Genomic DNA, 12556 nt, shown 5'->3' on the forward strand with positions numbered 1-12556 from the left:
TTATTCTTTTTCGGTATTGGTGTCGGGACTGGCTTCTATGTCAGTGCTGGTATTTGCACTTGCATCGGCAACGGGCGTTTCCACGCCTGCTTCATTTGTTTCAGCAGAGATTTCGGCTTCAACTTCAGCTTCAGCTTCAACTTCAGGTGCAACAACAGGTGCGATGATGGCTGGCGTACGTGGTACCGGGATCTGGAAAATATCCGACAGCGCACCGTTGATGATACGGTCTTTCAGGGTATCGGTATCCATGAGCAAATCCAGCAGCGGTCCTTCCAGGATCAGGTCTGCCTTGCGTTCAATAAAACCTACGCGTGCCAACTGACCCAGGTTCATGTCCATGCGGGTTTTCTTGCCCAGCTTTTCGCCAAAGTCTGCCAGCAGGGCGCGGTAAGAAATACCTATTGAAGTATCTTCTGCGCGCGGCATGGGTTTGTCTTTGCCGAACATATCATTCTGGTCTTCTTCAGCCAGTTGATGGGCTTCTTGTCGTTCACGCTTCGGCAAGATGATCAAGGACCACAAGACCACCAGCAAGGCCACGCCATCGCGGGCCAGGCCAAAATTATTGTTCTGCCAGGTCTCCTTGGTGCCAAATACCTTGGATTCGCTATCGCGTGTCAAAGCCAGGGTCACATAGTCGGCATAGACGTTATCGACAAACTTCATGCCGCAGGCTTTCAGGCGCGTGTCGATCTCGGTGCGGAATAATTCATCCGACAAGGCGCGTTTAACCAGCTTGTCTTCACGGCGCAGGGTCTGGTGCGCCAGCAAGCGGGCGATCAGGATTTGTGCATCTTCGGTCATGGTGTTTCTCTTGTCTGTACAGGTGGTGCAGATGGTTCAGATGGTTCAGATGGTTCAGCGTGTGCAGTTGACTTCGCTTTGCGTGTTGTCTGAGCCGTAACCACAGCATCGGGAGCGTTCAGGCTGGCGATGGACATGGCTGCGACATGATCATCATGCACCTTTTGCATTTTGTCTTTGGAATTGAAGACCAGCGGCAGGCGTGCCAGTATCCCGGTTGCACCCTGCAAAGCCGATTCATTGGGGTCGCCCAGCAAAGGCAGCATGGACGCGCGGTAAGACGCAATCGAAAAATTCGACGGTAATAAAATATCTTGCAGCGAGATCGGTTTGTCTGATGCGTCGGCCTCAGTCAGCAAGGCCAGCCAGTGATCCAGTTCATGCAGGGCGTCGCTATCATCATTGGCAATCGATGGTGCATTTTCACCGGCTGGCAAGGCACCAGCAAGTGCTGATACACGGTGGCTCAGCAATTCACTCTCGGCCACGTCTATCATTTCTGATGGCGTGATAAACATCGGTGTCACCGGTTTTGCCAGTGCATCGTCAGCCAGTGCAGCCAGGTCGTCTTTTTGCAGCAGCCAGGTCTTGATGTCGGTAGTTGATAAACCCGACTGACCCAGATGCACACGCTGGCGCTCAATCTGGTTCAAAGCTCTTGAGAACATGCCCTGCATATTCAGCAAGGCACTCTGGGCACGGCCTATTGCCTGCGCCGCCCTGTGGGTGGCGGCATCGGCCCGGCTGTCATTGGTGATGGCATGGATGATCTCTGAGCCTTTTTCTACCCAGTCACAGGCGGTATGCCATTTTTGCTGCGCAGTGCGCAACTGGAACTCGGAACCGGAGGCTATCGCATCCGAGAATTCTTCGGTCAGTTCTATCAGGCGGCCCAGCAAATGATGCAATTGTTCTACCGAGACGCCGCCTACAGCCTGGGCACCGGCAACCTGGGTGAGCATATAACTCATCTCAGCCTGGTCATTATTTTCTTCCACTTGCAGCAAGGACTCTATCGCCGCCAGTACATTGCGCGCAGTCGGTGCAATGCGATAAACGGACTGGCTGGCATCCCAGATCAGCAGGCCGGTAGAGCGCAGGCGTGACAATACCGTCTCCAAAGCATCTGCTTCGAGATAACCGAGTTTGGCATTGATATCTGCCCGGCTCAGCGAAGGTGTTTCCACGTCGGCTGTCAATTCCCGCAAAACCAGCAGGCGCAGCAATACACCGTTGAAACCACCATGGAACAAAGCCGTAAAAGCCTGTAATACAGGCTGGCCACGCTTCAGGGGGAATACAGCGGAAACGTCTTCGGGAGTAATACCAGGCTTGAAATAGGTCTGCAGAGCGAGATCGTCTTCGTTCTGAACCTCAGCGTCATGACTTATATTTTGCATGCGGGCATTTTAACCGCTTGCAGCCTGCTTGAGTATTGTCAGGATTTTAATTTTTGACAGTGTGCATCAAGAAAATGCGGTCAGGCATAGTGCCAAAAATCCAGTTTCTTAATGCGAATACAAGTTTTGCTGCAATGGTTTATAAAATATGCCAGATATTGAGTTTTGTTGTGTTTTTGAAATTAATGCAAGCGCGACCTGTCATAGCGGTGCTCTATGATTTGCAGTAACAGCACTTCACGGTCTGTTTCATTGGCATGCAACAGACGTGTCACTGCTTTGCGCGGCACCTTGAAGTAGCGACGGCGGTTTGAACGCATATCCAGTGTGCGCCAGCCTTTTTCGGTCAGCCACTCCCATTGTTCATAGTCAATAGGCACGATTAATTGCATCTTCAGGCGTTTGTAGACAACGGTGCTGCCAAATGCCGGCTTGGGGCCAGCTGGCGGCAGTTCGCGGTCATGGCGTACTCTGAAGATAGTCCTGAAACCGTTTTTGATAACGTCAATTAACATGATGTACTTATTGAAATAGCAAAGAAAAAAATATGTGCCAGCAGGATTTGGCAATTAAATTCTGGTATCCACCATCTCTACTGGATGTCTGAGGATATTAAACTGACTCGCCACTGTGTCTGGAAGTGGAAGCAGACAGTACCAAAATTGAGGAAATATTTTAGTCGTATACCAAGTATTTCCTTTCATGTTCTCGTGTAAGTTTTTGTAATCTTTCATTTGCACCGTTACATTAATTCACATTTGACCAGGTTTCGATTAATGTATTTTTTATAATCGTCCTCATATTGTTCAGACGCCGATGCAGATGGTATGCGTTCAGCCGGCGAAAGAAGGTGAATAAACCGGGTGCGCGTCAGCAAATAAGGCTTAACCCGCAAATCGTGAGCAAATAGTTCATAAATGTAAGAAAATGGGCCAGATACAGACTAAGCTTGTATCTAAACAAGGAGAAAGACATGAGCACGACATCCACTGAATTTGCCACTTTGGGCGGCGGTTGCTTTTGGTGTACCGAGGCGGTATTCCAGCAAATTCGCGGGGTATTGAAAGTAGAGTCCGGCTATTCTGGCGGGGCAGTGCATCAGCCTACTTATGAACAAATCTGTACTGGCAAAACCGGGCATGCAGAAGTAGTGCGCCTGACGTTTGACCCTGCCATCGTCAGCTACCGGGAATTACTCGAGATTTTCTTTACCATCCATGATCCTACTACCCTGAACCGTCAGGGGAATGACACTGGCACTCAATACCGTTCCGTGATTTTTTTCCATGATGCACAACAGCAGGCAACTGCTGAGCAAGTCGTCAAGGAAATGGCGATGGTCTGGGATGATGCCATCGTCACTGAAGTCAGCCAGGCACCGATGTTTTATATTGCGGAAGACTATCACCAGAATTATTTCCGCCAACATCCAGAGCAAGGCTATTGCTCGTTCGTGGTGGCACCTAAAGTAGCCAAAGCGAGGAAGATGTTTGCCAGCAAACTGATAGGCTAGCATGGGTTGAAATGGTGTTGATTCAGCGCGTTCGCTGCATAAAAAAGGAGAGTTGCCGACTCTCCTTTTTTACGTAATCAACGCAGCTTGGTCCTGAGTGCATCCATCATCTTCGGTATGCTGTCTTTGCTCATGCTATCGACTATCCAGCCCAGGCCCATGGGCACGGGCCCCGGATCAGTGAATACCTGATATTTGACGACAGTCTTGCCGGGATTATCTGCCAAAGGAGTCAGCTCCCAATAGCCTGAGGTGTCGGCGATGGTTTCTTCCTGCTTCAGGCCTTCCCATGGCTGCAATTTCCAGCTCAGGTTGCATGTGGCAGAGCTGACTTTGGGTGTCATTTTGAGGCGGTATTTTTTCACTTTCCCTAGTGGCAGGTTCAGGGTGAAATCGACCAGGGCAGATTCATCTGGCTGGCGTGAGACTTTTGCCTTGGCGGTATTCGGCATGAAGCTGGGGTAATCTTCATACGCCTGTATGGTGGCGCAGACTTTGGCAACCGGGGCATTCAGGATAGTACCTGCGGCAAAAGTCTTGCCATTGCTGTCTGGCTTGCTCTGGTCAATTAACTGTACTTGTGTTTCAGTGAATTTGCTGGCGTCCAGTTGGGCGGCCTGTGCGGTTGATAGCGCCAGTAAACTCGCAGTGATGCCGGTTAAAATAATTGCATGCTTCATGGTTTGTCGATACCTTCGCGTATTTTTTCGATGTTCACGTTTTTCAGATATTCTGGAATGTTTTTCCACATGCTGTGGTAGCCATAGCCACCTTTCATTAGCTCTTCCAGAGCCTTCTCTTTGCTCCAGGCCTGATACAGGATGCGGTACATCGCAGTCACTAGGCCTGTACGATCTGCACCATGCATGCAATGCAAAAGTACTGGCCCCTCTTTTTCTGCGGCCTTGATGGCACGCAGGGCAGAGATGACATTCGTGTCATTGATACTCCAGGTATTGATACCTATGCGTTGCAGCTTGATATTGGAATCTTTGAATATGCTGGTATCAGAATGAAACGAGCGCAGGCTGACCACAGTCTTGATGCCGAGTGATTGCAATAGCGCCACATCTTTGCTGCCTAGCTGCGCACTGCGATAAAAGTCCTGGTTCACACGATATAGATTTTGCGTCTCTGCAACCGGAGTGGCCCAGTCTTCAGGCCTCACAGTTTGCGCGCCAGCCACAGTCGAAATCAATAGCATACCGGAGCAGGATAGCGTGGCCAGCCTGGCCAATGAAGTCCAGGTTTTCAGGCCAGTCCTGAAGCGTTTATTTCGCATCTTGTTTCGCGCCTTGTTGAGCATGTTGTTTGTACGAATAAATATAGAGAAAAGTCGCACCGATGAAGCCCAGCCAATAATCAGTGGGCACGCCGAGCAGCCAGTGTACATGCCAAGGCACATCATGAGCATTGAAGCGCGAGATGCCGTAGGCCGGGTTCATGACAAACCATAAAAAATCTTCTGCTACCCAGAATGTCATGATGCTGGCAATCGCACGGCATTCGAGCTTTGCTGACCATTGCTGCAGCATGGCAAAGGGGAAATGAAAAAACAGGGTGATGAAAGGGAACACCCAGGCGTGGTAACCCGTCATCGCCCGGCCACCCCAGAAGATATCGAGCAGCCAATGCTTTTCTATGCGCCAGGTAGGCAGGTTGGCGGCCCAGCCTGCGCTGCCTTCTATCTGGATTTCTACTTGCGCAAAAAATAGCGCCAGGATGCAGGCGAAGGCAAAACAGGCCAGGAAAGGCACGAATGCGCTTTTAGTTGAATGATTAGCTGAGTTTTTAGCTAAATTATTAACAGAGTTGTTATCAGATATCATAGTCAAACCAGAACTCAAACCGGTGTATCCAAAATGGTTTGCAAGACCTGCGTTGCCGCCTGGGGACGCCCCAAAGCCTGCGCCTTGTCATGCATGTCGCGCAATTTATCGGGGTGTTGCAACAGGTAATTCAAGCGGTAAGCGAGGCTGACATCATCGTAGGCTTTCAACGCAACGCCCTGTTCCAGCAAAAAGTCAGCATTGCGTTCTTCCTGTCCCGGAATAGGAGAGTTGACGATCATGGGCAAGCCCATGGCCAGGCACTCAGATGTCGTCAGCCCACCGGGTTTGGTAATGACCAGGTCAGCGCAAGCCATGAGGCGTTCTACTTTGTCGGTAAAGCCCTGAGGCAGCAGGCGGCCAGGATAGCGCAAGGCGAGTTTTTGCAAGGTTTGTAGTGCCGGCGCATTTTTACCTGCGAGCACGATGAGCTGGAAATTGCCAGGCAATGACAGCAGGCGTTCTGCAACTTCATCCAGGCCGCCCAGGCCCGCACCACCGCCCATGAGCATAAAGGTTTGCAGCGCAGGATCAAGGCCAAATTCTGCTGCACAGATTTTCCTGTCCAGATGCTGCGTAAAGGCTGGCATGATAGGGATGCCCGTCACATGAATGCGCTCAGCCGGTATGCCATTGATGCGCATGCGGTCAGCCACTTCTTCGCTGGCGGCAAAATAACCCGCCATGTGTTCATGCACCCACATTCTGTGCAAATCAAAATCGGTGACCTGTACCCAGACCGGGCAATGCAGCCTTTCTTTGCGTAACAGGCGGGACAGCATTTCTGCAGGAAGGAAATGCGTACAGACGATGACATCTGGCGCAAAATCAGCTATGGCTTGCAGCAATGGGCGGGCATTCAGGCGCTCTATGCCACGCCTGAGTTTTTCCATGGTACTGTCAGATTGCGCTTCATTGGATGCATGGTAGAGATAACCCCATAGCGTCGGCGCTTTGTTGACGAGTTTGATATAAAAATCAGTATAAATCTTGCGAAATCCGGCGGTAACAAAATCCATTACATCCAGATGCAAGACTTCAGTATCGGCGGGATAGGCCAGCGCGGTTGCCTGTATGGCCTGGGCGGCACGCTTGTGACCAGCGCCAGCGGATACGCTTAATAGCAAGATTTTTTTCTTGGGCATGGACTTTGGTGTCGGTAAAAAAACACCGAGGATATCATGCTCTGTATACCCTCATGCCAATTTGGCCGCCTAACTACCTCCTCAAAGAGGATAGTCAGGGCTGTTGACCAGCTTTAAGGTTGCAGGCGGGAAATTTTCCATGCGCCATTTTTATCGCGGGTATAGACAATACGGTCGTGCAGGCGCGAGCTGCGGCCTTGCCAGAATTCGACGCGCTCTGGTAGCAGGCGGTAGCCGCCCCAGTGCGCAGGGCGAGGAGGCTGATCGCCAAATTCTGCCGCTACGACAGCCAGTTTTTGTTCCAGCGCTTGCCTGTCAGCGATAGGCTGGCTTTGTTGCGATGCCAGTGCACTTTGGCGGCTGCCCAGCGGGCGGCTATTGAAATAGGCATCGTTTTCTGTATCACTGAGCTTTTCTATGCGGCCCTCTATACGCACCTGTCTTTCCAGTGGAATCCAGAAAAACAGCAGCGCAGCATGAGGATTGTTCTGCAGGTCCTGGCCTTTGGCACTATCGTAATTGGTGAACCACGAAAAGCCGCGCTCATCAAATTCCTTGATAAGCACGATGCGCGAGCTGGGCTTGCCATCGGTATTGACGGTCGAAAGTGTCATGGCATTGGGTTCTGGTACATCAGCTTTCAAGGCTTGATCGAACCAGCTGGCAAACTGGCTGTAAGGTTCAGGCTTTACATCAGCTTCAGCCAGGCTGGCTTTTTTGTAGTCGGTGCGGATATCAGCTATGGACATGTATATCTTTCATATCATATTCAGAAATATTACAGAGTGATCTATGCAGCAATGCCACGCCTGGCCTGCATGGCAGCACCGAGGGCGGCTATTTGCTCATCAGAAAACAGACGTTTTGCCATCGGGGCGATCTGTGTTTCTTCTGTCTGCATGTGCTCGTTATACAGGGCTTGAAAGTCTTTTACCGCGGCCTCAGACAGATTTGCTGCACTTGCAGCGGCAATGGCAATTAGCTGTTTTTTGAGCTGCTCCCATTGTGCCGCCATGTCTTCATGCTGGCTCAGGATTTTTGGTAGCAGCGAGGCCAGCAAGCTGGCATCTTCATCCCTGGCGGTCGCTTGCAGTTCAGGCAAGAGGTTGATTTCTTCATCTTCGTGGTGCAAGGGCGCCGCTTTGATAAAATAATTCAGGACAGATTGTGCCGCCTGCTGCGCATCCTGGTCTGCGCCGTGGCTGGGCAAGTGTTCCAGCAACTTGCCCATGGTCGCCAGTTGCTTGCGTATGCGGTCATGGCAATGCTTGAGCACTGCCAGGGGCTGATCAAAGCCTGGGGCGCTGTCGAATAGAGTATTCATGTTCACTTCACTTGTGTAGATATGCTTATTATGCAATAGACAGGCTGGCCCTGCTTGCGTCATATCAAATTCAGGCTTACGTGCTCTGTGCCATACAGATATATTCCCCGGCAATTGGTTTGATACGGCAGTCCTGCGGGCATATCGAAGCACTCTCCTTCAAGTCCTGCATTGCATAGCCAAGCTGTTTTAGAAATGCAGGGACCTGGTCTTGCGGCATGCCAGATAAAAAGGGTTCAGCTTTTTTCTTCAGCAAAAAATCGATGATCTTGCTGGCTGGCCGAAAATTGGGCTGGCCGTTGGCCTGTATCTCCATCCAGGTAAAAACCAATGCTGTTTTGGTGGCTGCCATCTGCATTTGTTTCAACAAACTGGCTATATCATCGCTTGTTAAATACATCAACAAGCCTTCTGCGATGAACAAGGTTTTTATGTCTGGATTGAATGCCTTGCAGTTGCTTAATACCTCATTTAGTTTTTGCTTACCCAGTTCGGCAGCGATGTAGTGTATGCGATGCGCTCCTGCTGCCACTGCTGCCCCCGATGCTCCTGCAGCAGCGCGCTTGACTGCCTGCGTTGCCGGGTGGTCGATTTCTATCAGTTTCAAGTCTGGATATTGCGTAGCAAGCTCCATACACAAGGTATCGTAACCAGCACCGAGCAAGACGATCTGGCGGCTACCGGCAGTGATTGAGCGGGCGACATATTTCCTGATGAATATCTTGCGCAAGACATAGTGCGGCAAGATGCCGGGCAGGGTGAATTTTGCTGCTGTGTATGCAAGGCTGCGAAACCAGTGCCGCGCAGTCAGGCTGGACAGGCGCGGGTGGCTGGCCCGTAATAAGCGCTGGCCATGCGTCGCAATGGCTGCCGGTACCAAACCTGCGTAAGCCGGATCACGCGCCAGCATCTGTACTCCGGCTGCAACGATAAGAGCGGTGTTGCTGGCCTGATCTGTCTTCATGCTGCCTGCTCCAGATGTTTTGCAAACATGGCCGTATGATGGCGTAACCAGGTACTCTGGAATAGCGATTCAGGATCAAGGCGCTGTTTGTACGCCAGGAAGTTTTCAAAGTTTGGATAGCAATGGCGAGTTTGCTCAACGGTCGCAAAGCGCCCATAAGTCAGATAAAAACTGCCGTCATGTTTGATGGCGAGATCGATCAGCCGGCGAAAAGCCTCAGCGGTTGCGGCGATGCCGCTTTCCGTATGTTCAGTATGCAGATTGAAAATCACGCAGGCATAGTCTTGTCTCGCCCATGGCAAAAAACTTTCTGTATCAGCTTCTATCAAACGCACGGTACCGTAGATGAGATCGACAGCATGCTGGCGAAAGTCCTGAGCGGCGTCATGCATGAAGGCTGGCAGTGCAGCCCTGGGTACATATAATTCACCTATCATCTCCGAACCCTGGTGCCCGAGCATTTCATCTATTTTTTTGTGATAGCCATCAAGGTAGGTTGTTTGTTGCAGCCTGTCGCTCCAGTAAATCTGGCCAGAACTGGCCATATAGTGCTGGGCGTAGCAATCAAAGGCGCGGCTTTTGTCCACATGGGCGAGCATCAGTAATTGCTGCCATTGCTCATCGCTGAGCGCATGTTCTTCACGGATGCTGCTGGCGTCGGATACCGGGCAATAACAAGAGAAAACACCGCGCTGCAAAAAGTCAGGACTGGCTGGGTCAATGGCAAACTGAAAGTCACCATAGACATAACCAGCATCCATGCGTTGCTGGAATGCAGGCATCAACTCATTGAGCGAGATGATGCTGACATCGCGCCGCATTTTTTGTCTTTTGCTCAGACAAAGGTTGACTTTGGTGATCACACCAAACACACCGTAGCCACCTATTGCCAGTCTGAATAAATGGCTGTTTGTGTCACGGTTGCAGTGTTGTAATCTGCCCTGCGCATCGAGCAGACAGAAGCTTTCTACATCAGCGATAAAAGGCCGCATTTGCAAGCCCCGCCCATGTACATTCGCAGACAGGCAGCCGCCTATGCTGAGGTCATCGGCACCGGTCTGTTTTTGCCGTATGGACCATGGCTGCGTACTGTCTTTCTGCGCGGCTTCCAGATAATCAATCAGGGCTGGCCATTGTATGCCAGCCTCTACCGCGATGATGCCCAGCTCGCGGTCAAAATTGAGTACCTTGTCCATGCCGCGCATGTCCAGCAAGATGGCATCTTCTGCAAACTGTTGCCCACCCATCGCATGCCTGCCTGCGCTGATGGCAATTTTCTTGCCCTGGCTTTTGGCTTTCTCCAGCGTTGCGACAAGCTGGGGGATATTGCTTATTTCTATGATCTCGCTGACTCTGGTCAGGTTCAGTGCGGAATGAATGTCATTGACCGTGTTTGTGGTGTGGTGCTCGTGCATGCTTTTTCTCCTTGATAGAAGATTGCATTTTGCAATTCAAGGTATTGATATACAATCTAATAAAAATTGGTATTGAATATCAATACTCTTGGCGGTTTATGAAGCCACGTTCAGTTTTTACAGAAGACCTTTCAACACAGAGGCACAGAGGGGGTACAGAGGGGCACTGAGAAAAGCAAAGTACAACTGAGGTGAGTGCTCATGCTTTTCTCAGAGTCTCTGTGTCTCTGTGGTGAGCCTTTTGGTCTTGCCTTAATGCATACCATTCTATTTATCGCAAAAATGGACGCACCATGAACCTGACTCAACAAATCACGATTGCCCTGAAAAAGCACTTGAAGCAAAAAGGCCTGACCTATGCGCAATTGGCAGCGCATTTGGACATCAGTGAAGCCAGCGTGAAGCGTCTGTTTTCTGAATCGACTTTCACTGTACGCAGGCTGGAGGCGATATGTCAGTTACTGGAACTGGATTTCCTTGAGCTGGCCAGACTCGCACGCGGCCAGCAGGAACTCAAGGGAGAATTATCTGACTTGCAAGAGCAGACCCTGGCAGACCAGCCCAGGTTGCTGGGCGTTTTTTATCTCTTGCTGAATCAGTGGCAAGTCCGTGAAATCGCCAGGCAATTTGAAATTGCAGAAACCGAGTTATTGCAATTGCTGATGAAGCTGGAACGGCTGGAATTGATAGAGCTGCATCCACATAACCGCATCAAGTTACTGACCCATACCACCCTGCAATGGCGTGAGGATGGGCCTATACGCAGGAAATACCAGTCCAAAGTCATGGAAGAATTTTTGCAGAGCGACTTCCATGAAGAGCAGGCAATATTACGTTTTGAAACCCGCGAACTTAGCGCCGCATCGATTGCCGTTTTGCAAAGAAAAATGGCACGGTTGCTGACTGAGTTTAACGAGCTGGCAGATATTGATGCCAGCTTGTCATCAGAACAAAGACAGGGCATGGCGCTGCTGATGGCGACCCGGCCATGGGTATTTTCGCTGTTCTCTGACTTGAAGCGAAAAGCTGGCAGGTAAAGTCACGGCTTGAGCCGCATCAAGTAAAATAGCTCCTGCTTACAATGTCCAGCCTGCGGGCGCAATTTTCTTATGCAAGAAGTAATAGATATCGATTTTGAACGCCGCTTTGGTGGTATTGCCCGTTTATATGGAGCTGCAGGCCTTGAGCGTTTCAAGCAGGCGCATGTCTGCGTTATTGGCGTCGGTGGTGTAGGTTCCTGGGTAGTAGAGGCGCTGGCGCGTAGTGCCATAGGCCGTATAACCATGATAGACCTCGACAATGTAGCTGAATCAAATATCAATCGCCAGATACAGGCCAATACCGATACCGTAGGCAAGGCTAAAGTCACAGCTTTGGCCGAACGTATCGCCCTGATCAATCCCTATTGCAAGGTGAATGAAGTCGAAGACTTTGTCACGCCAGATAATCTTGATGCCATGCTGGGGCAGCCAGGTTTTGATTATGTGATCGATGCGATAGACAATGTCAAAGCTAAGACAGCACTGATTGCCTATTGCCGCCAGCATGCCATACCGCTGATCACCATAGGTGCAGCAGGTGGACAGACTGATCCAGGCAAGATAGAAATTCGTGATCTCTCACGCACCGAACAAGAACCGTTGCTGGCACTGGTGCGCAAGCGCCTGCGTCAAAACCATGGTTTCCCGCGTGGCGCAAAAAGCAAATTTGGGATTGATGCCGTGTTTTCCATGGAAGCGCTGAGCATGCCTGAGACTGCTGAGGTTTGCGAAGTTGGTGCGGATGCAAGTGCCGATGTCAGTACTGCGGTGACAGGTTTGAATTGCGCCGGTTTTGGTTCTTCCATCGTTGTCACTGCTTCTTTTGGCCTGATGGCAGCGGCGCAGGTCTTACGCAAGCTGGCTGCCAGTGATATAGACAATCAGGCAAAATAATTTTCACATTTTCCAAATTTCATACCGATATTTGCGTATGGAAACAATTCTTCATACTTTGTGGGGAAAATAGCTCAGCATTGTTGAATTACTTGTCATGCCTTGAGTTATTGCCTTTTAGCATTTAAAGTCAAATCACGCATCAGGCCAGCCCTGATGCGCTTGTCCCCGTTTGCCCAGTACTTTGCCCTGTATTTTGAGTTAATTTGTCAGGCAGGCAATACG

General features: G+C 50.5%; 14 protein-coding genes. 3 read left to right on the forward strand and 11 right to left on the reverse strand.

The window, feature by feature from the left end; all coding sequences use genetic code 11:
- The 3 genes from ACO0LI_RS04975 to ACO0LI_RS04985 form a co-directional block, all read right to left on the reverse strand.
- A complete protein-coding gene (locus ACO0LI_RS04975) occupies positions 1–807 on the reverse strand; it encodes a hypothetical protein (protein WP_423031322.1) in 807 nt (268 codons plus the stop codon).
- Positions 804–2207, reverse strand: a complete 1404-nt coding sequence (locus tag ACO0LI_RS04980) for a hypothetical protein (protein WP_423031324.1) — start codon at positions 2205–2207, stop codon at positions 804–806. Before ACO0LI_RS04980 ends, ACO0LI_RS04975 begins: the two co-directional genes overlap by 4 nt.
- A 182-nt stretch (positions 2208–2389) precedes the next feature.
- Positions 2390–2722: a hypothetical protein gene (locus ACO0LI_RS04985; RefSeq protein WP_422951872.1), complete on the reverse strand. Its 333-nt coding sequence runs from the start codon at positions 2720–2722 to the stop codon at positions 2390–2392.
- 458 nt (positions 2723–3180) lie between these two features.
- Between ACO0LI_RS04985 and msrA the strand changes: the two genes are divergently transcribed.
- Entirely contained in the window at positions 3181–3720 is a 540-nt protein-coding gene (msrA, locus tag ACO0LI_RS04990; RefSeq protein ID WP_422951873.1) for a peptide-methionine (S)-S-oxide reductase MsrA, read from the forward strand.
- Positions 3721–3797: 77 nt separating this feature from the next.
- Here the strand turns inward: msrA and ACO0LI_RS04995 are convergent, their stop codons facing one another.
- From ACO0LI_RS04995 to ACO0LI_RS05030, 8 genes are all read right to left on the reverse strand, one after another.
- Positions 3798–4400 carry an SRPBCC family protein gene (locus tag ACO0LI_RS04995; protein WP_423031326.1) on the reverse strand — a complete coding sequence of 201 codons (603 nt, stop codon included), beginning with the start codon at positions 4398–4400 and terminating at the stop codon, positions 3798–3800.
- Entirely contained in the window at positions 4397–5002 is a 606-nt protein-coding gene (locus ACO0LI_RS05000; RefSeq protein WP_423031327.1) for a dual specificity protein phosphatase family protein, read from the reverse strand. The genes ACO0LI_RS04995 and ACO0LI_RS05000 overlap by 4 nt, the downstream gene beginning before the upstream one ends.
- The gene (locus tag ACO0LI_RS05005; protein WP_423031329.1) at positions 4992–5477 is read right to left on the reverse strand and encodes a hypothetical protein; all 486 of its coding nucleotides are present in this window, start codon (positions 5475–5477) and stop codon (positions 4992–4994) included. The genes ACO0LI_RS05000 and ACO0LI_RS05005 overlap by 11 nt, the downstream gene beginning before the upstream one ends.
- Before the next feature lie 86 nt (positions 5478–5563).
- Entirely contained in the window at positions 5564–6694 is a 1131-nt protein-coding gene (locus ACO0LI_RS05010; protein ID WP_423031331.1) for an MGDG synthase family glycosyltransferase, read from the reverse strand.
- 113 nt (positions 6695–6807) lie between these two features.
- Positions 6808–7443 carry a pyridoxamine 5'-phosphate oxidase gene (pdxH, locus tag ACO0LI_RS05015; protein WP_423031333.1) on the reverse strand — a complete coding sequence of 212 codons (636 nt, stop codon included), beginning with the start codon at positions 7441–7443 and terminating at the stop codon, positions 6808–6810.
- Positions 7444–7484: 41 nt separating this feature from the next.
- The gene (locus ACO0LI_RS05020) at positions 7485–8018 is read right to left on the reverse strand and encodes a hemerythrin domain-containing protein (RefSeq protein ID WP_423031335.1); all 534 of its coding nucleotides are present in this window, start codon (positions 8016–8018) and stop codon (positions 7485–7487) included.
- Positions 8019–8094: 76 nt separating this feature from the next.
- Positions 8095–8982, reverse strand: a complete 888-nt coding sequence (locus ACO0LI_RS05025) for a class I SAM-dependent methyltransferase (protein WP_423031337.1) — start codon at positions 8980–8982, stop codon at positions 8095–8097.
- Positions 8979–10397, reverse strand: a complete 1419-nt coding sequence (locus ACO0LI_RS05030; RefSeq protein WP_423031339.1) for an FAD-binding oxidoreductase — start codon at positions 10395–10397, stop codon at positions 8979–8981. The genes ACO0LI_RS05025 and ACO0LI_RS05030 overlap by 4 nt, the downstream gene beginning before the upstream one ends.
- Positions 10398–10690: 293 nt before the next feature.
- Here ACO0LI_RS05030 and ACO0LI_RS05035 point away from each other — a divergent pair, with 293 nt between their 5' ends.
- Both ACO0LI_RS05035 and tcdA read left to right on the forward strand, forming a co-directional pair.
- On the forward strand, positions 10691–11434 hold the full coding sequence (locus tag ACO0LI_RS05035) for a helix-turn-helix domain-containing protein (protein WP_423031341.1): 744 nt from the start codon (positions 10691–10693) through the stop codon (positions 11432–11434).
- Positions 11435–11506: 72 nt separating this feature from the next.
- Entirely contained in the window at positions 11507–12331 is an 825-nt protein-coding gene (gene tcdA / locus ACO0LI_RS05040; protein WP_423031343.1) for a tRNA cyclic N6-threonylcarbamoyladenosine(37) synthase TcdA, read from the forward strand.
- The last annotated feature ends 225 nt before the right edge of the window (positions 12332–12556 follow it).

Origin of the sequence: Undibacterium sp. Tian12W (genome assembly GCF_049339405.1) — a bacterium.
GTDB lineage: Bacteria > Pseudomonadota > Gammaproteobacteria > Burkholderiales > Burkholderiaceae_D > Undibacterium.